The organism is Gordonibacter sp. An230 (assembly GCF_002159915.1).
Classification (GTDB): Bacteria; Actinomycetota; Coriobacteriia; order Coriobacteriales; family Eggerthellaceae; genus Rubneribacter.
Genome location: NZ_NFJP01000031.1, coordinates 16,286 through 40,414 on the forward strand (window position 1 = coordinate 16,286; position 24,129 = coordinate 40,414).

Sequence of the window (24,129 nt, forward strand, 5' to 3'; positions counted from 1 at the left end):
GAGCAAGTCATGACCCAGTACGCATTCTATTTTGATGGTACTCGCTGTACAGGCTGCAAAACCTGCGAGTTTGCCTGCAAGGATTATTACGATCTAAATACTGAGTTTCAGTATCGCAAAGTATACGAATGTTCTGGAGGGACGACTGAAAAGAATTCCGATGGGCACATTGAGACGAGCTGCTTCGCTTACTATGTGTCTATGTCGTGCAACCATTGTGATAGTCCGGCCTGTGTTGAGGTGTGTCCGACGGGGGCCATGCACAAAGATGCCGAGACGGGCCTCGTGTCCGTTGACGCCGACAAATGCGTGGGCTGCGGCTACTGCCACATGGCGTGCCCCTACAACGCGCCGAAGGTGGATCGTGAGAAGGGCCACTCTGTGAAATGCGATGGTTGCGCAGAGCGTATGGCTTCTGGTGAGCGACCAATCTGCGTTCGCGCGTGCCCTGCCCGTGCCCTTGACTTCGGCACGGTGGAGGAGATGTCCAAGCTGGGCGAGCGCGGCAACATCGCGCCTTTGCCCGAACCCTCGTACACGAACCCGAACCTCTATATCAAGCCCTCGGCGGACGCGCTTCCTGCGGGGCATGAAGATGGCAAGGTCGCGAATCCCTTGGAGGTGATGTAGCATGGAGGCCGCTTTGAACGAACTGCCTTTGGCGCTGTTCACCACGCTGGCTCCTATGGGCGCGGGCGCATTCGTCGCCCTGGCGTGCGCGCTGTTCACCACGACGTTCTCCGACGAGCAGCTAAAGAGAATCGATCGCTTCACGGCCCTTCCCCTCATCGTGGTGCTGGCGGGCTTCGTGGCTTCGTTCTTTCATTTGGCGAATCCTCTGCACGCTCCCATGGTGTTCGCAGGCATCGGCTCCTCGCCGTTGTCGAACGAGATTGTGGTGGGCTGCGTTTTCCTGGCGTTGGCCGTGGTGTACTGGATTTTGGCCGTGGCGGGCAAGCTGTCTTCGGGCGCGCGCAAGGGGTTTGCGGCCGTTGTGGCCGTGGCCGCGCTCGTGTTCGCATGCTTCACGGGGCTGGCATACGTGATGGACACCATCGCGTCTTGGAACAGCCCTCTCGTGCCGACGCAGCTGGTGGGCTTCTCGTTGACGGGCGGTATGGCGCTGGGCGCTTTGGTGCTGGCGCTGGCCGGAGCGCTTGGCGATGCGGCGAAGGGTCCGTTCAAAATGGTGGCTCTCGCGGTGGTCGTTGCGGGAGTGGTGCTGGCCGTGGTGGCGTTCTGCACGCAGATCATGGGCGTCTCCGGTTTGTCGAACGCTTTGGCGAGCGGCGCTGATCTGGTGTCGGAAGTCGCGTCGTTCGTGGCGGTGGCCTCCGTTTTGCTGGTGGCGTCTGGTGTGGCGACCGTTCTGGCGGTGCGCGGCGTGAGTCCGGTGGCCCTTTCATCGGCGGCCTCGGTGCTGGCCGTGGCGGGCATTTTCGTGGCGCGCCTCGTGTTCTACGCGGTGCAGCTGTCGGTTGGCTTGTACGTGATGTGATCGACGACGCGCCCCGCGCACTGCGCGGGGCGCTTTCACATGCGGGACTGAAAGCGGTTTTGGCGAGAGTCCGTCGCGTGTCGAGATCGGTGGGGCAGGGCCGCGTTGAGAGGCGCCGTTCTTCCCTTCGCGCCCCTTCCTCCGCTTCGTTTTAGCTCTTCGAAACCTCGTTTGGTTTCCCTGGCGTCTGATCGGCATGCGAAGATCCCCTCCGTCCGCTCGTTTTCGACATCCATCCCAAGGCTGCGGCGTGGTGGTGTGGCGAAAGGGTCGGGCTCTCATTACGGAAAAGCGCGATAAGAGGACGAGGATTCTGCCGTAGATGAAGATCTGCCGCATGAGGTGCGAGGGGAGCGAGAGGGCTGATGCCCCCGCATGCCGCGCGTCGCGTTCGTAACGCGCGCGAAGGACGGCTGAAAAGCAAGGTGCGCTACAATGGACATCGCGTTTCGCCTGCGCGTTGGGCGCGTTTCGCTAAGCCTGCGAAAGGAACGACAGCATGGACAAGAAAACAGATCAGACGCTCGAGGCCATCGCCTTCGCAGGCGAGGCCCTGGCTCCGTTTTTCCTGCAGGATCCCCTCACCGGGGATGCGGGGGCGTCCTTCGACGCGATGGCGGCGCTCGATGTGGACGACGCGGCGGCGGAGTGGCCCTTCGCCGAAGAAGGCGAGGCGCGAGAGGCGCTCGGGCTCATGGTCGCCGGTCTGGCTGACGGACGAAAGGCCGATGCGCTTGTGTGGGAGTATCGTCGCCTGTTCGTCGGACCCGCGCCGAAGCCGGCCCCGCCGTGGGGCTCGGTGTACACCGACCGCGAGTGCGTCGTGTTCGGCGCGTCCACGCTCGAGCTGCGCGCGTGGATGCGGACGCGCGGCATCGCGCGCCTAGGGGGTGAGAGGGAACCCGAGGACCATATCGGGCTCATGCTGGCCCTCATGGCGTGGATCGCCCGCAACCGTCCGGCCGACCTCGACGACTACCTTCGCCTGCATTTGCTCACCTGGGCGCCTCACTATCTTGACGAGTTGGCCGAGGCGGCGTCCCATCCCTTCTACGAGGGCCTGGCGCGCCTCACGGGGATCACGCTCGAAGGGATCCGGGTCGAGCGGGGGCTCGAGGTGACCGTTCCGCGGTTCTATCGCTAAAGGCGCTCCCATGGCCTCGGGACTCGACACCGCGCTCGGCGAGATCACGCTCGTACTGTTCACGACTCTCGCGCCGTCGGGCGCGGCCGCGTTCATCTTCATGGGGCTTCCCGTCTTGTCGCGCGGCACGTCCGAAGAGATGCGGCAACGCCTTAACGCGTATCTCGGGCTGCCTCTCGTGGTGACCATGGTGGGGCTTGTGGCGTCGGCTACGCATCTCGGGAACCCGTCCAATGCGCTGTACGTGTTTCTGGGCGTCGGCCGCAGTCCGCTTTCGACCGAGGTGTTCTTCGCGGTGGTTTTTCTGGCGCTTGCGGGCTTGTACTGGCTATACGGGTTCGCAGAGCATCGCCGCCCGCGCGTGCAGCGTGCGTGGCTCGTCTGCGCGATGGCGGCCGGAGCGGCGTTCGTGGTGGCGGTGGCGTTCGCGTACTCCGCCGAGACGATCGCTTCGTGGCGCACGGCGTACGTTCCGCTCAACTTGATTTTGAACGCGCTGGTGGGAGGACCTGTTTTGGCCATCGCCGGGTTGCGTTTTGCGGGGTGCGACGTAGGCGAGAGCAGCGGCGGGCGTGTGCTGGCGGGCGCGGCTGCCGTCGCGTTGGCGGTGAACACGGCGACGTTTTGCCTGCAGGGTGCCGAATTGGACTCCATCGAGAACTCGTTTGTGACGGCGGCGCAGCTGGTTCCCTTTTACGGTCCGATGGTGGGCGCGTTCGCCGTGCTGGGCGCGGCGGGTGTGGCCGTTGACGGCGTTGCGCTCTGGGGCAGCGCTTCCCTTTCTCGCATGCGCGCGACGGGCGCGGCCGCTCTCGTTTTGACGGGCATCTTCATCATGCGGTTCGCGTTCTACATGATGCATATGACGGTGGGGTTGGGCGTGTGAGGCGCGATCGGGCTTCGCTGTGCACGTCGAGGCCTCTCGGGGCGTGCGCTGAGCTGAAGCGGGGCGCGCTCTCCGGCAAGCTCGTATCGTGAGTGCCGCGTCTTCGCAGGGGGTGCCTTCGGAATGGCGAGGTCGCGTCCGGGGCATGGATTCCCGTGCCTCATTCTATGACGGGAGTTGGCGATCAATGGCTTTGCGGGCAGAAAGGCACCGCAACGGATTCGAGTGCGGGGCCTGCGCGCGGAGCATGATTCGCGCTGACTTGCGGAGCCCTCGCGGCCGACTGTTTGACGGCGTGCGCTGGAGGTTGCGGCTTTCGGCTATATGCGGGGCGTACCGCGCTCGAGCGCATCGAGCAACCCTTGTTTCGAGTGCACGTCCGCTTTGCGGTAGATGCTCGTGATCTGCGATTTGATAGTGTTCTTCGAGACGATGCGCTCTTCGGCGATGCGGTTGATGGTGAAGCCCTTCGCAAGGTAGAACAGCGTGTCGCATTCGGCTTCGGTCAATGAGTGGGCTTGTCCGAATGCGAAGCATTGGTTGCGAATGGCGTCGTTGATGCCTCCGACATCGTTGGAGGAGGTTGACGCCGGACCTCTGTCGCCGGATGCATGGGGGCGGGCGAAAGGGCGTCCTCCGAACAGGAAGATGAATGCGAGCAGCAGCGCCACAGCCACGGTGGTGGGCGTTTCGACTCCGGGAGCCGCCACGTTCATGATTCGTCCGACGGCCAGTCCCGTTGCCACGCTGCCGTCGAAGAGAGCGAGGGCTGTGACGAGCAGCCGTCCGTCGGCATGGGCGCGCCCGGCTGTTGCATCGCCCGAACGTCCCAGCAGGAATAGGCACAGCGAAAGAACCGAGTATCCCACCCATACGACGCCCATGAACATTGCGTGCCAATCGGGTGCGACGGCGGTGAGCAGTATGGCTATGCCGAGAAGCGCGAACGCGGCTCGGACGAGCGTTTCCGGTCGAGCTTCCCTTCCCCGCACGAATGCCGTGGCGAAAAACGCGAGACATACGGCGAGGGCCCCGAACACCCACAGCGTGTAATCGCGGATTGACGCGGATGATCCCCAAAGGATACCCACGCCCAACGTCGAGACGGCTATGCCCGTTACAAGCGGATTCGCAAGCAGGGGTATGATCCGAGTTCGGGCGACGTTGCCCGATGAGGGGAAAGGATCGCCGTCGACTCGGGCGACAAGGGCGATGGTCGATGCGAACAGCACGGCGCAAGATGCCACGAGAAACCCCGCTTGAACCTCCGTGCTCGTTTGCTTCAGGAGCAGGAACGCCGTCGAGGTGGCCAGCTGCCCAGTGGTAAGCGCTCCCACGAGCGGCAGCGTGGCTGCCCTCATGGCGGCGACAAGCCAGCCGAAGTGCAAAAGCGCGCATCCTGCCGAGAAGACGCCTGCGGCGACAATGATCGTGAAAAAGGGGAACTCGGCGTAAAGAAGCGAGAGGAACGCGAGGCTTCCGCCGAGTCCGAGGACGAAAGCCGGCTCGAGGAGCCCTCTGAGCAGGCGTCGGCGTTTGCAGGCTGGCGTGCTCGAGAAGCACTCAAGCGTGATGAGCAGCGTGGCGGCCGTGACAACGCCCCATGTGCAGAACAGCGCCACGAAGCAGTCGGGCTGAAGATCGATCCAGGGATGCTCGGCCAAGGCGTTGCCGTTCCAGGCCAGCAGAATGCACAGCTTGTAGGAGGCGAAGCCGCCTGCGAGTAAAGCGATCACGCGCAATTGGCCGTCGCCTACCCGATTTCTCGTGCTTGTTGGAACATTGTTCATAAAGCCAAGCATAGCAAAACTTGCGAACTGCCGCCGAGGAGGTCCTCTCGTGCTTCGTCGTGGAAGGGCAGGGCGGAGGGGCGGTCGCTTCGGTCCCTCCGCCCTTGCCGAACTCGCTTCGGGCGGCACGCGGTTTGACGTCGCGCCCGATTCACGGGTCTGCAAGCGTGATCGCTAGTCCCAGGTGTTTTCGGCGGCTACGTTCGTTCCGGCCTGGCGGCCTGTGGTTATGGCCGTGGCCACGGCTGCGCCGCAGGTGGGGTAGAAGCGCCCGAGCGCCATGCTGTTCATGCCGGCGGCGTACAAGCGTCCAATGGGCTGCCCGGTGGCCGCTGCGATGGCGTGCATGTCGGTGTCAACAGTGACGCCTCCAAACGTGCTTGCGCATCCGGGCTTCACCTCGGCTGCATAATAGGGACCGCTCTCGAGCGGGTAGAGCTCGCTCTTGCGCCCGAATTGCGCGTCGACCCCTTCGACGCATCCTGCGTTCCACTGCTCCACGGTGGATGCGAGGGCACCCGCGTCGACGCCCATCTGCACTGCCAGGTCGGCAAGCGTGTCCGCCTTGCACGCCTGGTCGGCCGCCTTGCCCAGACCGGCCAGGCCCTTGTCACCGCACGTGAGCACGAAGGCCCGCCCCTCTGGCTGCTTAAGCAAGTCGTCGCAGATGTAGGAGTAGAACTTGCGCTCGTTGCTCCAGCGCTCGCCTTTCATGTTCACGCATATGAACGGAGGCTTGCCCTCCATCGTGTCTGGACCGAGCACGATGAAAGCGCAGGGGCTGATGGGTTTGGAGTACTGCACGTTCGACAGCATGCCGAAATAACCCGCTCCGCACCCGGCGGAAAGCCCCAGGTTCATCCCGTCGCCCGTATCCCCCTCGTTTGCGGTGGTCTGCACTTCGTAACGCGAGATGAGAGCGCGCATCATCTCGGGATTGCGCGCGTAGCCGCCTGCCGCCAGCACCACGCCCTTGCGGGCTTTGATGGCGCTTTCACCGTCCTTTCCAGCCATGACGCCGAGCACTTCGCCGGTTTGCGGATGCTGGACGAGCGCCGTTGCCGGCGTGTTCGTGCGCACGATGACGTTTTCTTCGGCGTCGAGGGCCTTCTGCAGCACGGGCCATAGGCCGGGATCGGGCTGCACGGCGTAGTGAGTTCGCATGATGGGGGCGGTCAGATCGGCGCGCTCCTTCTCTTGGCCGCCGTACACGAGCCCGGGGTTGCCGATGACGGCGGGCACTTCCATTCCGAGGTCGATGAGCCATTCCACGGCCTCGGCGCTGTGCTCCACAACAAAGCGGACCAGGTCATCGCGACCGTCTCCCACTTCGGCGAAGTACTTCATGGCCTCTTCCACCGAGTCTTCGATGCCCGCTTCCTTTTGCACGGACGTGCCCACGCCCATGATGGCTTGGCCGCAAAGCGCCGTTGAGCCGCCCGTCATCGCGGACTTCTCCAATACGATAACCGACGATCCCGCCTTCGCCGCCATGAGCGCCGCCGATGTGCCCGCTCCTCCACCGCCCACGATAACGACGTCGGCCTCTTCGTCCCACGTTGTCGGAATCCCCGATTCCGAAACGCCCCTGCCCTGGTCCTCGCGGGGAGCGCAGCCCCATAGGAGAGCTCCTGCGGCGATGGCGGCAGTGGCCCCGGTTCCCCTGAGGAAGCTTCTGCGCGAGCATCCGTCGCCAGAGAGGGAAGCGTTTGCGCTATGTTCGGTTTTCATGGTTGTCCCCTTTCCTTGATGAGCCGCGCCCCTCTGCGCGGCAACGACGCCAGCGTAGGCTCCTGGGAGTGTTTTGGCATCACCTCTTTTTCGCGAAATGGAAGGAGAATGCCGTTGACCTTGTCGTTTTCGTCATTGGAAACGTGTCGGCTGGGGATTTCTTCCGACGGGGCGTTTCGCACGGAAGGAATGCGGAGCGAGCGGTTCGAACGAACGCACGGAATTCGGCGCTTTCTAGGGAAGGGAGGCGCCGGGTTGGGGATTGGCCGGACGTGTCGCGCAAGGGAAAGGCGACATTCGGCTGGGGCAAGCGGAGCCGAAGGGAAAGAGGGGGAGGGGCGCTCCGCCTGCCCCAGCCGGGATCGGCGACGATGCAGCTCGTCTCCGATCCCGGCTGGGTGCGGGGGCGTATGTCCGATGCGCGCCGAAGGCATCGTTGCGAGGGGCCGATCCGCGTTCAGCGAAGGTGTCCTCTCGTTGCCGGCGACGCCTTCAGCGGGAAACGACGGCAACGGCGACGGAGGGGGATGCCGCCGGTCTTCGGTTCCGCTTCAGCGCTTGCCGCCGCAGCGGCGCATTGCCGCGCCCCTCGGCACCGCAAGGGCGCCGGGGGCATTCGGCGTGTCGCCGTGCGTCTTCAACGTCGAGGGGCGCGCGACGACGCTTCGCCTAGTACAGCAGGAACACGGAGTATCCCAGCTGGTAGATCAGCACCCTGAACAGGATGGAGGCAACCGCTGCCGCCACGACGGCCACAGCCATGAAGGGCATGGAAGCGCCCACCTTCTTCCGGGCGACCGCAGCGCACGCGATCACGACCGCGATGCACACGAGCGACACCCAGAAGTTCACCGCGCCGTCGCCGGCCACCATGATGTCCATGAGGCTGTCGATGTGCGTGGGGGCCGTCGTCATCGACGTCGGGTCGGCGTAGTGTCCGTAGTTGGCGAACGTGGCCGTGGCGCACACCGCCGCGTACGCGAGGTCGGCCACCAGCGAGGCCGCCGCGCCGACAAGGCTCATGCCGATCGCGGTCTTCTCGACCTCCTGATCGCGCTTGATCGTCGCGATGCCCCACAGCACCACAGGGCCCATCATGAGGGCGTTGCCCAGGTAGAACACCACGAGCGCCCAGCTCCATGCCGGGATGGCGGCCATCAGGTAGGAGTGCGCGGTGGCGCACACCATGGCGACGGCGGCCACGAGGGTGACTGCGCTCAGCCCCACGGGCAGCTTCTTGCCGCCGCGCAGCATCACGAACCACACCACGATGAGGATGGCGAGCACCACGCATCCGATCAGCTCCTGGGTGATGCCGGACGTGATGTGTCCGAACCCGTTGAAGATGCGCTCCCAGTGCTGCAGGTGCAAAAAGGATCCGATGCCGCCGATCACGAGCGACACGGCGGACGCGACAAGCGCCGTCATCTGCAGGTCGCGCCCCTGGCCTTTGATGGCCAGCACGGACATGCTACCCAAAAGACCGCAGGTCACGCACACGAAGAACGTGAAGATAACGAGAGGCCACTGCGTTTCCATTACTCATCGCCTCCTTCCCAATGCTGCCCGCGTAGGATGTAGGCGAACGACGGCTTGTTGCCCACGTCGGGCAGGTGGTAGATGTCGGACTCCTCGAACGGCTCCAAGAACTCGGTCATCTTGCGCTGGTTGCCAGCCGAGTCGAACGACCCCACGAAGGAGTCGAGCCCCTCGTCGGTGTCGCCCACCCAGCGGGCGTTGCCGCCGCATTGGCTGACGCACTGGGGCAGCTCGCCTTGGAGCAGCTTCTGCTCGCACAGCGTGCACTTCTCGACGACCCTCTCCTCCTCGTTGAGGTAGCGGACGCCGTAGGGGCAGGCCATAACGCAGAACTGGCAGCCGATGCACTTCTCTTTGTCCACCTGCACCGTGCCGTCCTCGGCGATGTGGGATGCCTCGGTGGGACACACGTGCACGCACTCGGGGTTCTCGCAGTGCTGGCAGCTGATGGGCAGGAAGTACATGTACACGTCGGGGTAATGGCCCGATCCGCCGGGGATGGGGTTGGGTCCCACGCGCACGACCTTGTTCCAGTAGTTGCCGATGGGCACGCTGTTGACGGCCTTGCAGGCAACCGAGCACGCAAGGCAGCCCACGCACCGGTTGACGTCGGTTATGATCGCTTTCGTCATGGTTTACTCCCTCCCTTCGTAGGTGGGCAGCCATTCCTTCAGACGCGGGTCGTCGGAAGTGTGGATGATGGGCTTTCCGGTGCTGTCGCACGGCACAGGGTTGCCGAACGGCGAGTTCTCAGGCGTGGCCTTGTAGATCTTCACCTGGTAGGCGCGCAGGTTGGAGCTGCCGGCGTGCGGGTCTTGCGCATCGTGGTCGATCAGCTGGTTGACCTGCGAAAGCTGCCAGCCGTGGCCGGCGTCTTGCACCTCGGGGTACCACCACGTGTGCTCGAGGTTGATGACGTCTTCCTTCACGCCGTAGTACAGGTCGGCCACCTCGCGGATCTTGCCCCATTCGGTTTCGATCCACACCCAGTCGCCCTGCTCGATGCCGTACTCGGCAGCCGTCTTCGGGTTGATCTCCACGCGCGGCACGGGCCACAGCTCGCGGCACCAGGGGAGCTGGCGATGCTCGGAGTGGAAGTACACGGGGATGCGGCGGCCGGTGGTGGCGGTCAGCGGGTACTCCTTGATGCGGTCGCCGTCCTTCGGGCCGTGCGGCGGCTCGCAGTAGGAGGGTACGAACCACTCGGGATGGTCGGGATGGTGCGACTCCATGACGGTGGACCAGATCTCCTGCTTCATGGTCGGCGTGAAGAAGCCCGGCTTCCAGTTGCCGATGCCCTTGCCAGCCGTGTAGTCGAGACGGCCCCAAACGCGGTCGCGTGCGCGCAGAGCGCCCGTCTGGTAGCGGCGGTACGTGCCCCAGTTGCGCGGTTCGACGTCCTTCGCCTGCCACCAGCCGTGCTCCTGGAAGGCGGCCACGTACTCGTCCCACGTCTTGTACTTGGGCGTGACCTCGGCCATCGGCACGCCGTGGCGCTCGAAGGTGGGAACGCCGTTCTCCACGTGCCAGGTAGTGTAGGTCAGCTCGTCGTCGGTGAGCAGCTTGATGGAGTCGTCGAGCTGCCACTGGATGTCGGGCCACTCGTTGCCCTCTTCGGTCGTCCACGGCCAGTTCATGCGGCGTGCGAGGTCCATGACGATCTCGGGATCGTACTTGGCCTCCGCAGGCGGCTGCACGCACTTGACCGTGGCGCCCATGGCGCCGGAAGCGCCCTGCGAGGCGCGCGGCGAGTTGAGCTCGATCCAGTGCGCGACGGGCAGGATGATGTCGGCTGTGTCGTTTTGCGGCGTGTGCCACAGGTTGAGGTCCACGTAGAAGTCGAGCGAGCAGAGGGCCTCCCAGGCGCGCGTGGTGTTCGACTGGCTCATGAAGTTGCCGGATTCGTTCCACAGGGCGCGCAGCGGGTAGGGGTCGCCCGTGATGGCGGCATTCCACACCGAGTGGCTGTCGGCCCAGTACTGCCACCAGCCCAAAAGCGGGAACTTGTCGCGGCCGATCTGCTTGAGGTTGACTTCCTCGGGCGGGGTGGTGGCACCCGGCGCCCAGGCGCTGAAGCCTTGCAGGTCGCCGTCGATGGGCACGATGGTGGGGCCGCGGTTGCCGCCCGGGGTGTCCAGGTTTCCGGTGATGCCCACGAGGTTGTCGAACACGCGGCAGGTTTGGATGCAGTTGCAGAAGTGCTCGATGGCCAGCATGTACTGGATGCCGCCGTTGCCGTAGCCGCTCTCGGGGTCGAGGCGCGTGCCGTAGGCCGTGGCCGCGGCCTCGATCTCCTCGGCGGGGATGCCGGTGATCTCGGCGGCCACCTCGGGGGTGTACTCGGCGGCGCGGGCCTTGTAGTACTCCCACACCGGCTTCACCTTCACGGTGCGCCCATCTTTGAGCGCGATCTCGAACTCGCCTTCGAGGGCGGGGTCGATGGCGGGGTCGAAGGGCAGAAGGTCGGGCACCCAGCCCTGCGTCTGGCCGGGCAGCAGGTTGTCCTGCGCGGCTTCGCGGCCCGTCTCGCGGGCTTTCACGGAGTCGTAGTTCTCGCCTTCCCAGAAGCCGCCCGTGTCGTCGATGTTGCCTTCCTGGTCGGCGTTGAACCAGGTGAACGCGCCGTACTCGTGCTCGATGCCCTGATCTTTGAGGGCTTCCCAGTTGTTGTCGTACACGAGGAACTTGTACGGGCTGCCGCCCTCTTTGATGTCGCTTTCCTTGAGAAGGTGCGTTTTCACGTCCCAGTACGAGCCGTCGGTGCGCACGGTGGGGAAGCCGGAGGGCTCCATGTCCTCGCACACGAGGAACGGGGCGTTCGTCCACTTCTTGGTGTACAGCTCGTCGTAGAGCTTCTTCTCTATGATGACGTTCGTCCAAGCCAAGCCCAGCGCGGCGTCGGTGCCGGGGCGCAGGTGCTGCCAGTAGTCGGCTTCCTTGCCCATGTTGGCCATGCGCGGGTCGACGCTGATGTGGACGTCGGCGCGCGACGCGACGTCGACGGTGGTGCGGCACGAGTCGTCGTAGTTGGACAGCTCCGATGCGCCGCCCCACTGCACGTACACCTTCGGGCGGCAGATCGTCTCCATCCACGACATGGCGAACTGCGACACCATGGTGGTGGCGAAGTGGCGCGGACCCTTGCAGATCTGCCAGGCCTCGACGTTGTTCGGCGTCTCGAGCATGTTCTTCAGGATGGACTCCGAGTGCATGCACCAGATGCGCGACGTTCCCACCTGGCAGGCGATGGCCTCGCCGCCGTGCTTCGCTTTGATCTCCATGAAGTTGTCGATGACGGTCTGCATGGCTTCGTCCCAGCTGATGCGCTGCCATCCGGGCTCCTCGCCCTTGGGATTGGTGCGCTTCATGGGGTAGTGCAGACGGTCGGGGTGGTACGCCGCCTGGATGGACGACTGCGACTTCGTGCAGCAGTTGCCCATGGACTGGAACGCGCCCTCGTCACCTTCGACGCGGATGGCGCGCCCGTTCTGGACGATGACCTTGACGCCGCACTCCATCTTGCCGCAGCCGCGGCAGCATGTCTTCACAGCCACGGTGTCCTGGCCGGAAACCACCGGATAGGTTTCCTCGGCCAGTGCGGTGTGCGTCGATGCGCCGAACGCCGCAGCCGCCGCGCCGGTGATGGCGGCGGTTTTGACGAACGTGCGCCGCGACATAGTCAGATTGCCCATACTCCTCCTCCTTCGTCTTCTCGTCTTGCTCCTACTCGTCTTCTTCGGGCGAACGGGGCGGGGGGCTGCCGTCGGGCGCATCTCGCGCATCGCTTTGGTCGCCGACGGTGCAAAGTCCCTGTATCGCTTGCGACGACCATACGGAGAAAGGGACGTCGCAAGCATCGTGCAAACGTTGAAAAGAGGATTTCGAACATCATAAATTCTTATGATTTTGCGATCATGAAAAACTCGGTAAGCATTTGAACTGGCATTACGTATGTTTCTGTCGTGAATTATTCCTAAACTAGAACAGTTTATGAGGGGGAGAGTGAGCTTGTCTTTTCCGTATAATTTGGTACGCCGAAAGAGGCTCCGACGAGCGGGTGGAGGAGTGGGCCGCCACGCCAAGGCGCGGCGGCGAAGCGGCTGCTCGACCCCTCCGCCTATTCGTCGGAGCCTTATGGGGAGGGGAAGATCGGACGCGGGCGGGGTAGGCGTGTCCGGTGCCTCGTGCAGGTTCGAGGGGAGTGGGGGAGCGTGGAGAAGCTTCGAGGAGCATGGGGCGCTGCGCTTGGGGAAGGCCTTTCTTCCAATCGGGTTGTGGGCGCCGCTTTGCAGTGGCTGTGGATGATAATGATGTTCTACAGCATCGTGCCGTACCGCTTTTCCTCCGATGAGCGAGGGTCGCTGTACATGGGGCTCCTCATCTCGCTCGTGGCCATGGTCGTGACCATGTTGTTCGTGGCGGTCATCGTGCGTCGCGAGCGCGTGGGAACCAACCGTTTCGTCGTCGGGGGCGCGGCCTTCATGATGAGCGTGGGATCGGTGCTCGCGCCCTTTTCCGATCCCACTACGCCTATCGGCATGCTCGCGCTCGGTTTGAGCGCCGTTATGACCGGGACGGGTTCGGCAGTGCTGTTCCTGTGCTGGATCGAGCTCGAATCGAGCTTGGGCGGGCGCTTGGCGCTCGTGGAGCTTGCCGCATCGCTGTGCGCGGCGTTTGCGATGGGCTGCCTGCTAATCGCGGGCCCGACGGTGCCGGTGGTGGTGCTAATTGCGGTCATGCCCGTGCTTTCGGCCGTGCTGCTGAGGCGCTGCGCGGCTTCGCTTTCTGCGCTGATCGCGCAGCGAGAACCTGAGCAGAAGCTTTCGCGCAACACGGTCGCCTTGTTTGCGAAGGCCCTTGCGGGAGCGGTGCTCATAGGCGCGCTCATGGGGTTTTTCGATGTGGTGTCGGGATGCAAGACCTATGAGGTGCAGGATGTTCACGGCATGTTCCTGTTTTTAGCAGGACTCGCTGGCGCGCTCGCCATCTGCGTGATCTCCGTGTTCCTTCATCGCGACGGCATCTTCTACTCCTACCGCGTGTCCATGCTCGTGCTGTGCTTGGGATGTTTGTTCACGCCGTTCATGTCCGATGCCAACACGTATTCGAGCGCTCTCATTTTCAGCGGCTACCATTGTTTCGTGCTCGTGCTGTGCGTTGTGTGCATCGACGTGTCGTCGAGCTTTCGCGTCAGTCCGGCGCGCACCATCGGGCTGGGATTCGTGGCGCTGTACGGCGGCGAGACGGTCGGTTCGCTGTTTGCGCATTCGCTTGAGGCGACGGGCGCGAGCATGTTCGACCTCACCCTGCTCACGTTAGTGGCGATGTCGCTTTTGCTGATAGCCCACCTGTTCCTGTTCACTGAGACAGACCTTGTGAAGATCGGCATCGGGGAGGTCAGCCTGATGGCGGTGACCGATTCGGCGGAGGGTTCCACTGGCGAAGCGGCCGATCCGGTGGATCCGAGCGTGATCATCGCCGAGCGCTTCTCCCTGTCTCCGCGCGAAACCGACGTGCTGCCGTTGCTTTTGGAGGGACGCACCATTTCGCGCATCCAAGAGGCGCTGTTCATTTCGGCGGGCACGGTGAGCACGCACATTCGCCACATCTACCAGAAAACGGGCGTGGACAACCGCCAGGAGCTCATCGATCTTGCCCATGAGATGGTCGAGCAGGACGAGGCGGGCTGATCGATGGAGACAGCTCACCTTGCCGAGTTCGCACGGGTGGCCGATTTCGGCAGCTTCACGGCGGCGGCTCGCGAGCTGCATCTCACGCAGTCGACGTTGAGCAAGCACATCGCCCTGCTCGAGCGCGAGTTCGGGGTTGATCTGTTCGTGCGCGACCGCAACGGCGTGAGCCTGACCGAGGCGGGAGGCGTGCTGTACGCTCAAGCGTGGCAGATCAAGCGGCTGCTGCGCGCCACCGAGGCGCTTGTGCGCGCCGCGGGCGAAGGGCATGCGGGCGCGCCGTGCGGGGCGGCGGGTGCCGGCATGGGGGCGGCTGCTGCGCGCGGGGCCGCGGGGGCGCAGGGCTCCCGCGCGGCGATGCGCGGCGCAGCGGGCGGCGCAGCGGGCATGTCGGGAGGGCTCGCCCGGGGTGCGGCGCGCGCGACGGACGCCGGTGACACCGCGCTGCGCTGCAAGTGCCGGCTCGTGGCCGAGCGCCGCGGCCTCGACGGACGCGAGTTGGGCGCGCTCATCTTGTACGTGGAGGAGCGCGGTTTCGAAGCCATCGAGGCCGAGCTGGGGCTTTCGCGCGACGAGGTGGCCGACGTGCTGGCCTGCGTGTACCGCAAGCTCGGCGTGGAGGACAAGCAGGGGGTGCTCGACCTCATCCATTCCGTTTCGGAATGATGGTAGACGCGCCAGCGCCGCTCGGGCATACTCGATCCTGCGAATGCATGAGGAAGCACTGCGAACACTGTGAAGCCGGGGGGCTTCGAGCAAAGGGCTTCATCCAAAGAGGATGGATGGAGGCCGAACGATGGGTGCTTGCACAGTCGCGTCCGTACGGGACGCGATGGACGAACTTCTCAAACTGCCGATAGAGGGCGCGTGCGCGTGCGTGGAGCACGACGCGTCCGACGACATCGCGCCGGCGCTTTTGGCGTACGCTCGCCGCGTCGCCGAGGCTGGGTTGCCCGTGCGCGTCGTATGCGCCGACAGCTGGACGGCGGCGCGCTATCGGGCGCTTTTAGCCGCTGATCCGATGCCGTCGCTCAACGCGACGAGCGTGATGTCCGTGCGCGATCTGGCTTTGGACGTCATGGGCGATGCGCGGGTGAGCGCTGCTGCGGGCCGCGGCGCGCGCGTGCTGGACGGCAACGAGATGGACGTCCTCATGGAGGACGTGAAGGTGAGCGGCCTCAAGCCCGGTCGCTTGCGCGAGATGCTCAAATTCTTCTACAAAAGCATCAGCGAGTGCGCCGACGATGACGAGCGCTGGCTCATCTCCGCCGAAGAGCAGACCGTCCACGCTATCCTGACCGAGAACCTTGAGGCGCGCCGCGCGCTTCTGCCGTGCGAGGCGGCGTCGCTCGCGTACCGCGGCCTGGCGTCTGCCGGCGTCGAGCGGGAGGGGCTCGTGCTGGTGGTGGACGATTACACGACGATGAGCAGGGCCTCGCAGCGTTTGGTGCGCCATCTGGCCACGCGCGGTTTGGTGGCGGCGGGGCGCGCGCTGGCGGCTGCGAGCGCCGAGGAGCCGTATCCGTGCTTCGAAGGGTTCCGCGAGCTTGCCGATGCGGCCGATCACGTAATGAGGGTGGAGGACGCGCGGCTGAGGGCCGCTCGGGAGAGCCGCGCGCTTGCGACTCCCGAGGCCGAGCGCGAGTTCGTGGCCGCGTCGGTGGAGGAGCGCCTTGCGGCGGGTTCGGCGCCGAGGGACGTGCTGGTGGCGGTGCCGAACGCGGCATGGGGCGCGCGTCTGGCCGACGCGCTCGAGGAGCGCGGCGTGCCTGTGGAGCGCTCGTTCTCCGACGGGAAGATCAAGGGCGATCCCCGTACGGAAGGCCGTTACGTCCAGCTCAAACTGGCGACGTTCCTTCGGCTTCTCCTCGATCCCGCCGATTTCGCATCTTTGCGTTCGTGGATGGGCTTCGGCGATTGGCTTTTGCGCTCCGATGCGTTCTTGGAACTTTTGGCGTACGCGCGCGAGCGCGGCATCTCCGCTGCCGAGGCCGTGGCGCAGCTGCGCGCGCAGCGCGACGAGGAGCGCGCCTCGACCATCTTCGGGAAGTTCGACGCGCCGCTCGACGAGCTTGACGAGCTGCGCCGCGCATGCGCGAACGGGCTGACGCGCAAGGAGGCGTGCGCGCTGTTCGAGGCGCACGGCATGCCGCTTTCCGAGCGCCAAGCGGCGCTTCTGGGCGACGATCCCGCGTGTGCGGACATCGAGCGCCTTGCGCGCGAGGCGTTTCGCCCGCCCGTGGAGAACGCGGCGCGCGATGCCGTGCGCGTCGCGACGTACGGGCGCTGCCATGGCCGTCATGCGCGGTTCGTGTTCGTGACCGGCTTCGTGAACGGGTTTCTTCCCGGCAACGATGCGGTGGACGACAAATTCACCATCGACCACAGGCGCGTGGCTCTCGAGCGCGAACGGGCGCTTGTGCTGGACGTGCTGGCCGCAGCGGATGCGCAGGTGGTGTGCACGCGCTTCGAGCGGGCGGCGCTGGAGGCCACCGCGCGCATGAACGTGCAGATCACACGCGTGTTCGTGCGCGATGGCGAGCGGCTGGCCAGCGTGGCGCCCTCCGCGTTCGCGTCGTTGTCCGACGAGGTGCTGTCGATCGACCCCAGCGTTCCCCGCGAGCTGCCCACGAAGGTGCTCTACAACGCCTCGACCCGGTGAGGCGGCGGGTGCGAGCGAGCGGCGGGTGCAAGGCGCGGACGCTGGCGGGCTCCGACATATGGACGATCCCTCCCGATGGGGAGGCGAGGTTGCAAGTGAAGGTGCGAGTTTCGAGAGGATTGATGAGCATGAGCGATGTCGAAGCGTTTGTGATCGATGACGATTTCGACCCTTTGGCCGATCTGGATTTGGACGAGGGCGAGCGGGACGACGCCGAGGCCGACTACCTGCCGCCCATTCCCGATGCCGACAAGAGCGTGGTGCCCCCGCCGGTGGAGCTTTCGCCCGCCGAGCGCATCGAGAAGCTGCTCTCGGGCATGCCGGGGCAGCAGTTCCGCTTGCTGCGCGCCGTGGAGTTGTGCACGGAGTCGCGCACGCTTGAAGAGGCGGCTTCTGCGCTGGACGAGGCGCATCCCAGCCCCACGAGCGTGTACAACTCGATCCAGGTGATCCAGCTGCTTGAGCGCGCCGGCGCGCTGGAGCGGCTCGAACATGCGGAAGCGGAGGACGGGCCGGCCCAAGGCGAGGGGTTTCGTGCGAAGGGCGCAGTGGGCGGCAGCGCAGACGCGGCTGTCGCAGCCCCTGTCGCCGAGGCCGACGCGGCATCGCCGGAAGGCGAAGGGCTTGATGGCAGCTTCATCTCGGTGACGCCTGCGCCTCCATGCCGCTACCAGGCCACTCAGGCGGGCCTTGACGCCATCGCGGCGCATGTCAACGAGGACCGCATCGTCCATAAGATCACCGAGGAAAAGCACTACCTGCCCATCTTCCAGCGTGTTTTGGAGATGACGGCGCGCGAGGGCGGCTGCCCCACCAAGGAGCTCGACGCCGCCGTGGACGGCGACCCGCTGTGCGCCGAGCCGCGGCGCTTCTGCGGCTTCTTCCGCGGCAAGCTTGAGGAAACGGGTGCCATCGAGTGGCGCGACACGTGGGCCATCACCGACCTTGGGCGCAGCGTGCTCGCGTCCGGCCTGTTCGAAGCCTCATCCTCCGCCGAAGGCACCGCCCCGTGCTCGTCCGGAGCATCTGCGTCCTCCGACGCCGCATCCTTTGCCGAGGGCGTCGCCGCCCTGTCTTCGTCCGAACGCTAGGAAAGGAGAGCATCCATGTCCCATGATCAGGAAATCGGCCTTATCGACGTGCTGCGTGGCCGCAGGGCCACCTACCAGTTCCTTTCGCGCTTGTTCCGCACGGAGGTCGATCAGGAACTGTACGACACGCTCGTCTCCATGCGTTTTCCCGCGAACACGGGAAACGCGCTTGTGGACGAGGGTTATCGGATGATCTGCGGCTATCTGAGCAAGGCGAGCGGAGACGTGCTCACCGAGCTGGCAGTGGACTACGTGCGCGCGTTCATCGGCTCGGGCAACGACGGCTTCTCGGCTGCGTACCCTTATGAGTCGGTGTACACGAGCCCGAAGCGTCTCATGATGCAGGATGCGCGCGACGAGGTGCTCGTGCTGTACCGCGCCGCCGGATTGGCCAAGCAGGAAAGCTGGAAGGAGGGCGAGGACCACATCGCGCTCGAGCTCGAGTTCGAGCAGATCCTGTGCGAGCGCGCCATCGCCGCGTTGGAGGACGGCGACGAGGACGCGTGCCATGCCCTTCTGCTGTCGCAGCGCAACTTCCTCGAGGACCACCTGTTGGCGTGGTATCCCATGATGGCAGCCGACCTGCAGAAATTCCCCCGCACCGACTTCTACAAGGGCCTCGGCAAGCTGACTGACGGCTTTTTGCGCAATGATCGGGAGTTTTTGGATGCCGTGCTGTCCGGAGACGGGGAGGGGTCGGACGAGGATGGCGGGGAATTGTCGTGCGAGACCGCTGCGTCGGCCGGGGGCGCGAGCAAGGCTGAGGTGGCGTGATGGGCGGGCGAGGGACGAAGCCCAGGCGCGCCGCAGGCCCCCGTGTGTCGCGGCGCACGTTCGCCCTCGGCGCCGTGGGTGCCGCCGCTGTGGTGGGGCTGGGCGGCGTGAAGTTCCTTCCCAGCAAAACGCTGTTGCGCCCGCCGGGAGGCCAGGACGAGGTGCAGCTTGTTCGCGGTTGCTTGCACTGCGAGAAGTGCCGCGAGGTGTGCCCGAAGCACGCCATCGCCCCGGCGCATCTTGAGGACGGCATCTTAAACGCGCGCACGCCGCGTATGGACTTCAAAAGCGGCTGGTGCGATTTCTGCGAGAACGAACCGGGCGGGCCGAAATGCGTCGCGGCATGCCCGACGCATGCGCTTGCGTGCCCCGACCCGGCAAGCGTGATCATCGGCAAGGCGGTGCTCAATCGCGATTGGTGCTTGGCGGCCAAGGGCATGGGTTGCCATGAGTGCGTCGACGTGTGCAACTACGATGCGCTCGAGCTGGGCGCGGACAACGTGCCCGTGGTCAACGTGAACGCATGCAACGGATGCGGCGCGTGCGAGTGGGCGTGCATCTCGCTGTCGGCGGGGTCGATCTCGGCAGGTGCCACCGACCGCGCCATCGTCATTCGGCCCACCGAAGAAGTGGAGGCGTGAGGAAGATGAAGAAGTTCAACAGCGCTCGGCTGCGGTTCCTCATCATGCTGGCGGTGCTCGCGGTGGTGGCCGTGGGGTACTTCACCGCCGGGGGCATCGGCAATTTCTGCGGCATCGGGTTCGGCACAATCACGCTTCTGTGTCCCCTGGGCGCGCTTTTGGCGATGATCGCCGAGCGCACGGCCATTCCGATGGCCGTGGTGAGCGTGCTGGCAGTGCTGGCGGTGTGCGTCGTGCTGGGCAAGGTGTTCTGCGCTTGGGCGTGTCCTGTGCACTTCATGGCGCGAGGGAAGAAGAAGGGGAAGCGAGGCGCGTCGCGCGCTTCGGGTTCTTCTGCTGAAGGCGGTGTCGGTTCGAGTTCCGTCGCGGCTTCCTCTAGCGGTGATGCGGACGACCCCGCCGCCTCCCGTGGCGCTGCGGACGACCTCGCCGCGCCCTCCCTCCATGCGGCGCAAGCAGGAGAATCTATGGTGCAAGCGGTGGCGCCTGCTCCCGAGCGTGACAAAAGCCCGGGGATGGTGTCGCGCTCCGCTTGCTCCGCGTGCGCTTCCCCCTGCGGCAAGGCCAAGGGCATCAAGATCGACAGCCGCCACGGCATCTTGGCGGCGGCGCTTGGGTCGACGCTCGTGTTCGGCTTCCCGGTGTTCTGCCTTATCTGCCCCGTCGGCCTCACGTTCGCCACGGTGCTTTTGGTCATGCGGCTGTTCGCGTTCGGCGACACCACCTGGACGGTGCTCGCGTTCCCGGCCATCATCGCGATCGAGGTCTTGCTGCTGCCGAAGTGGTGCCAGCGCTTCTGTCCGTTGGGTGCGCTGCTTTCCCTGTTCAGCGGGTTGAACCGGACGTTCCGGCCTCGCATCGACTCTGAGAAGTGCTTGCTTGAGGGCTGTGGGCTGTCGTGCAACCTGTGCGAGCGGGCGTGTCCTGAGGGCATCAATCTGCACGACGTCGCGGCGGGCGAGACGACGCTCAACGATTGCAGCAAGTGCCGCGCGTGCGCCGACGTGTGTCCCGAGCATGCCATCTCGTTCCCCTTCCTGCCGAACAAGGGGCGGGGCGTGTCCTCCTCCGTGCCGGTTCCCGCGTCCGTTTCCGCAGCTGCGGGCAGGGCGGCGTCCGCAACCGAGCCGCCGGTCGTGTCTGCGGACGGCGCCGCGGATGGCGACGGGGCTGCGGAGAGGGGGTAGTCATGTCCCTGATCGACGGAGTGCTCGCCCTGCTGAGCGGCATCGAAAGCGATGCTATCGCCGTGCACGAGGAGCGCTGCATCTCAGTGCGCAACCGCAACGCCGACTGTCTGCGCTGCGTTGATGCGTGCACGTCGGGCGCCCTTTCGCTGCGCGGCAACGAGCTGGTCGTGGAGCCGGAGCGCTGCATCGGGTGCGGCACGTGCGCCACGGCGTGCCCCACCTGCGCCATCGAGTTGCGCAACCCCACGGACGAAGAGCTGACAGCGCAGCTCAAGCGCTCCATCGTGGCGACGAAGGGGCATCCGGTCATCGTGTGCGAGACGGCGCTTGAGGCGGCGGGCGTTGCGAGCGCGGACGCGGCGGACGCTTGCGTGGTGCCATGCCTGGGCCGGATCGACGAGTCGGCGCTTGTGGGGCTGGCGGCGTATCGCGCGTTCGACGCGACGCTGGTGTGCGGCTCGTGCGAGACGTGTCTGCATGCGCCCGGCGGCGCGCTTGCGCGCGAGGTGGCGGCGGGTGCGAAGAACCTGCTTGCGGCGTTCGGGTCGTCCCTGTCCATCGAGGTGACGGAGCGCGTGCCCGACCGGGTGTTGGCGTTGCGCTCGGGCGCTTCGGCGCGAGGGCGGGGGCGCTCCTGCGAGGTGCGGGATGCGGACGACGGCATGGGACGGCGCGAGTTCTTCAAGTCGGCCAAGGACGCGTCGGCCCGTGCGGCCGGGGCGGTGATGGCCGAGGGCTTGGGAGCGGCCGACCCTGCCCCCGAGCCTGTCCATGCGGCGTACCGCAAGGTCGGCCCCGACGGCACGTTGTCGCATTTCGTCCCCACGCGCCGCGTGCGGCTGTACAATTACCTGCGGCATGTGGGCGATGGCCGTCCGGTGGCCGACGAGGTGGAGACGCGCGTGATCGGCGCTGTGTCCATAGACGCTGAAGCGTGCAGCTCGTGCCGCATGTGCGCGGTGTTCTGCCCGACGGGCGCTATCAAGAAGATCGACGAGGGCGGCGTGTTCGGCATCGTGCATCGCCCGAGCGCGTGCATGCAGTGCCGCCTGTGCGAGCGCATCTGTCCAGAGCAAGCCCTTACGGTGAGCGGGCTGGTTCCCATCAGGCAGTTCATGGGCAAGGAGGCCGTGTGCTTTTCCATGAAGCGTCCCACGTGGACGCCGAACAAGCCGGAATCGATGTACAACAAGGTGCACTCGATGCTCGGCGAGGATTTGGAGATGTGCATGTTCTAGGCTGCGATGGCTGGCTGCCGAGGCTACGAGTCGGTCCCGGTGGCCAGGCTGGTCGTCGTCTTCGACGGTGCGAACGGTCGGGCGATGGCGGGCAGGTCGCCGGGACCGGTGGCGCGGGCGGCTAGACGGCAGCGGGCGGATTGCCGAGGTGGCTGATCGCGCACCGGCGCGGGCCGCGTGCGCGGCAGACCGTTCGGACTGGCAGAGATTGCGTTTTGTGTATAGGTTTCTGCCCTTGGGGCGGCCCATGGGCGCAAGATGAGGTGTTGGGTTGAGAAGAAAGACCGGGTCGCTTGTTGTGCGAAGGGTCGATCGCCCCTTCCAGCCTGTGCACAAAACGCGTTTTCTGCCATCTCAACCGAGTTTTGCGCGCAGGCATCGAAGGCGGAAGGAGGCTCGCCGGTTTCCGTCTTGCCCAGGTGCGTTCCGTCTTGCCGGGTGCGCGCTCTCGTGCGGTCGTGGCGGTGTTCGCGCTACGAGGCGCAAGCGCTTGCGCGCTGATGGGAGCGCTGCGGGTATCGGAGCGGGCGCTGCGTGGTGTCGGGGGCGAATGCGCCTTCGGATTGCGATGGCTTTCCGCATTGAAGCGGGAAGGGAAGGAGCGAGCGAATGATCAACTACACGCTGCCGGATTTCACGGTGGGGCTGGGGCTCAACCTGTTCTTCATTCGCCTGATGGAGCAGCGTCCGACGCTGTTCCAAGATGGCGTGCGCATCGACAGCGTGTACGGGTGCTTCCCCGCGTGCGTCCTGAACGGCGGCCGCGCGTACCTGCGCGAGCGCGCCACGCCGGCACAGATGGAGGAGGCGTTCTCCCTTTTGGCCGAGCACGGCGTGAGGCCGCGCCTCACCTTGACGAACATGCTGGCCACTGAGGACGACCTGCATGACGGGTATTTGAACGAGATGCTTGCCGCCGCCGCCCGCCACGACGGCGAGGCCATCGTGTACGCCGACTTCGTGGGCGACTACGTGCGCGAGCGCTACGGCATGCGCCTCGTGCTGTCCACCACGCGACCCTTGGCCGATGTGGCCGAGGTCAATCGCATGACGAAGCGCTACGACTGGGTGGTGCTCGACTACAACCGCCATAAAGACCCGGCGTTTCTCGCGGCTCTTGAGAACCGTGGCAAAGTGGAGGTCATGGTCAACGAGTTCTGCGCCTTTCGGTGCCCGCATCGTGCGCGGCACTACCTGCACAACAGCGAGGACCAGCGCTCGGGCGCCATGCGACCGTTCGAGTGCGTCGCGCAGCGCGCCGACTTCTTCGACCACGATCCGGGTCATCCGGTGATCTTTACCGACCAAGAGGTGCGCGACCTTCACGACGCATACGGCATCGGATACTTCAAGATCGTGGGTCGCGGCGTGGCCTTTCAAACCGTCCTCGAGGCCTACGCGTACTACCTCGTGCGGCCTGAGTATCGCGCGGATGTGAAGCGCATGGTCATGCGCGCGGCGGGGTAGGGGCGGTTCGGTTTCGTGCCCTCGATGGTGGGGCGTGGGCAGGTTCGCCGGATGCCGCCTTGGCTCAACGGCGGTGATGGGACTTTAACGCCAAACCGTAGCTGGCATGGCTCAGGCCGGCCCGTTGCGCAAGGCGCTTCCAGCGCTCCGGAAGACCCTGTCCATTTGGTGGGGAAGGGGTTCGAAACACTCAGTCGGAAGGGACTCTGCTCAAGGTCCGGTGGGCGCGGGTTCGTGTCAGCGGTGGTTTGGCGGCGAAGGCGGCGCATCTTGTTGCATAATTGCCGATTTCGGCGGGTGGTTCTTGCTGCCGAAGGTCAAAGGAAAGCATCACCTGGGTAAACGCTCTCGTTGTCGCATGTGGTGCGAGCAGATCCTGCAAGAAATCGCCGAAATCGGCAATTACGTAGCAGGCAGGATGCCTTCCGGGCTTGGCGCGCATTAGCTTTCGAGCGGCTGCAGTTTCGCGGGCTTGTCGTCGCCCAACGGGCCATCGGGCTCGACGGCGTCGATGTCCTCGCTCGCTTGCAGTTCGAGCTCGATGTCGACATTCGCATGCACGCCGACGGCTTTGAGGGCGTAGTCGCCCGGATCGAGCGTGAAGATGCGGCTGCCGACGGCAGTTCCTTCGCAGACGACGTCGACATCTTCGCCGTCGACGAGCACGATCTTGAAATCGCCGGCGGATACGTCCACGTCGTAGTCGATGCGGAACGTGCCGCCCTTTTCGGGGATCGAGAGGCGAAGCCATGTCTCCAGGCCGGAGAATTCCCCCAAATGCCGGTCGG

The 24,129-nt window shown here is 65.3% G+C and carries 19 protein-coding genes; 13 read left to right on the forward strand and 6 right to left on the reverse strand.

Annotation, left to right across the window (positions count from 1 at the left end):
• Positions 1–9 precede the first annotated feature (9 nt).
• From B5F40_RS13410 to B5F40_RS13425, 4 genes are all read left to right on the forward strand, one after another.
• Positions 10–630 carry a 4Fe-4S dicluster domain-containing protein gene (locus B5F40_RS13410; protein ID WP_087194787.1) on the forward strand — a complete coding sequence of 207 codons (621 nt, stop codon included), beginning with the start codon at positions 10–12 and terminating at the stop codon, positions 628–630.
• Between the two features lies 1 nt (position 631).
• Complete coding sequence (locus tag B5F40_RS13415; RefSeq protein ID WP_087194788.1) at positions 632–1,498, forward strand: dimethyl sulfoxide reductase anchor subunit family protein; 867 nt, start codon at positions 632–634, stop codon at positions 1,496–1,498.
• A gap of 499 nt (positions 1,499–1,997) precedes the next feature.
• Complete coding sequence (gene dmsD, locus B5F40_RS13420) at positions 1,998–2,642, forward strand: Tat proofreading chaperone DmsD (protein ID WP_087194789.1); 645 nt, start codon at positions 1,998–2,000, stop codon at positions 2,640–2,642.
• A 10-nt stretch (positions 2,643–2,652) separates the two neighbouring features.
• Positions 2,653–3,528, forward strand: coding sequence for a dimethyl sulfoxide reductase anchor subunit family protein (locus tag B5F40_RS13425; RefSeq protein ID WP_087194790.1), 876 nt, complete (start codon positions 2,653–2,655; stop codon positions 3,526–3,528).
• A gap of 320 nt (positions 3,529–3,848) precedes the next feature.
• Here the strand turns inward: B5F40_RS13425 and B5F40_RS13430 are convergent, their stop codons facing one another.
• From B5F40_RS13430 to B5F40_RS13450, 5 genes are all read right to left on the reverse strand, one after another.
• The gene (locus B5F40_RS13430) at positions 3,849–5,264 is read right to left on the reverse strand and encodes a helix-turn-helix transcriptional regulator (protein ID WP_162610987.1); all 1,416 of its coding nucleotides are present in this window, start codon (positions 5,262–5,264) and stop codon (positions 3,849–3,851) included.
• 228 nt (positions 5,265–5,492) lie between these two features.
• Entirely contained in the window at positions 5,493–7,049 is a 1,557-nt protein-coding gene (locus B5F40_RS13435; protein ID WP_087194792.1) for an FAD-dependent oxidoreductase, read from the reverse strand.
• 669 nt (positions 7,050–7,718) lie between these two features.
• Complete coding sequence (locus tag B5F40_RS13440) at positions 7,719–8,588, reverse strand: dimethyl sulfoxide reductase anchor subunit family protein (protein WP_087194793.1); 870 nt, start codon at positions 8,586–8,588, stop codon at positions 7,719–7,721.
• Positions 8,588–9,220, reverse strand: a complete 633-nt coding sequence (locus B5F40_RS13445) for a 4Fe-4S dicluster domain-containing protein (RefSeq protein ID WP_087194794.1) — start codon at positions 9,218–9,220, stop codon at positions 8,588–8,590. Before B5F40_RS13445 ends, B5F40_RS13440 begins: the two co-directional genes overlap by 1 nt.
• Before the next feature lie 3 nt (positions 9,221–9,223).
• Positions 9,224–12,280, reverse strand: coding sequence for a molybdopterin-containing oxidoreductase family protein (locus B5F40_RS13450; RefSeq protein WP_087194795.1), 3,057 nt, complete (start codon positions 12,278–12,280; stop codon positions 9,224–9,226).
• Positions 12,281–12,799: 519 nt separating this feature from the next.
• Between B5F40_RS13450 and B5F40_RS13455 the strand changes: the two genes are divergently transcribed.
• The 9 genes from B5F40_RS13455 (at position 12,800) to B5F40_RS13500 (ending at position 23,341) form a co-directional block, all read left to right on the forward strand.
• Positions 12,800–14,278 (forward strand): helix-turn-helix transcriptional regulator, encoded by a 1,479-nt coding sequence (locus tag B5F40_RS13455; RefSeq protein ID WP_087194796.1) that lies wholly within the window; start codon positions 12,800–12,802, stop codon positions 14,276–14,278.
• A 3-nt stretch (positions 14,279–14,281) separates the two neighbouring features.
• A complete protein-coding gene (locus B5F40_RS13460) occupies positions 14,282–14,944 on the forward strand; it encodes a helix-turn-helix domain-containing protein (RefSeq protein ID WP_087194797.1) in 663 nt (220 codons plus the stop codon).
• 166 nt (positions 14,945–15,110) lie between these two features.
• Positions 15,111–16,940, forward strand: a complete 1,830-nt coding sequence (locus B5F40_RS16885) for a hypothetical protein (RefSeq protein WP_275531817.1) — start codon at positions 15,111–15,113, stop codon at positions 16,938–16,940.
• A gap of 128 nt (positions 16,941–17,068) precedes the next feature.
• Positions 17,069–18,031 carry a hypothetical protein gene (locus B5F40_RS13470; RefSeq protein ID WP_239443064.1) on the forward strand — a complete coding sequence of 321 codons (963 nt, stop codon included), beginning with the start codon at positions 17,069–17,071 and terminating at the stop codon, positions 18,029–18,031.
• Positions 18,032–18,046: 15 nt separating this feature from the next.
• Positions 18,047–18,805, forward strand: a complete 759-nt coding sequence (locus tag B5F40_RS13475) for a TorD/DmsD family molecular chaperone (protein WP_239443065.1) — start codon at positions 18,047–18,049, stop codon at positions 18,803–18,805.
• Complete coding sequence (locus B5F40_RS13480) at positions 18,805–19,446, forward strand: 4Fe-4S dicluster domain-containing protein (RefSeq protein WP_087194799.1); 642 nt, start codon at positions 18,805–18,807, stop codon at positions 19,444–19,446. Before B5F40_RS13475 ends, B5F40_RS13480 begins: the two co-directional genes overlap by 1 nt.
• A 5-nt stretch (positions 19,447–19,451) precedes the next feature.
• Entirely contained in the window at positions 19,452–20,633 is a 1,182-nt protein-coding gene (locus tag B5F40_RS16745) for a 4Fe-4S binding protein (RefSeq protein ID WP_239443066.1), read from the forward strand.
• Between the two features lie 2 nt (positions 20,634–20,635).
• Positions 20,636–21,874, forward strand: coding sequence for a 4Fe-4S binding protein (locus tag B5F40_RS13495; protein ID WP_087194800.1), 1,239 nt, complete (start codon positions 20,636–20,638; stop codon positions 21,872–21,874).
• Between the two features lie 609 nt (positions 21,875–22,483).
• On the forward strand, positions 22,484–23,341 hold the full coding sequence (locus tag B5F40_RS13500; RefSeq protein ID WP_087194801.1) for a hypothetical protein: 858 nt from the start codon (positions 22,484–22,486) through the stop codon (positions 23,339–23,341).
• Positions 23,342–23,782: 441 nt separating this feature from the next.
• On the opposite strand, the gene B5F40_RS16310 is transcribed toward B5F40_RS13500, so the two are convergent.
• Positions 23,783–24,129: hypothetical protein (locus B5F40_RS16310; RefSeq protein WP_162610988.1), on the reverse strand; the 347-nt coding region annotated here is incomplete at its 5' end.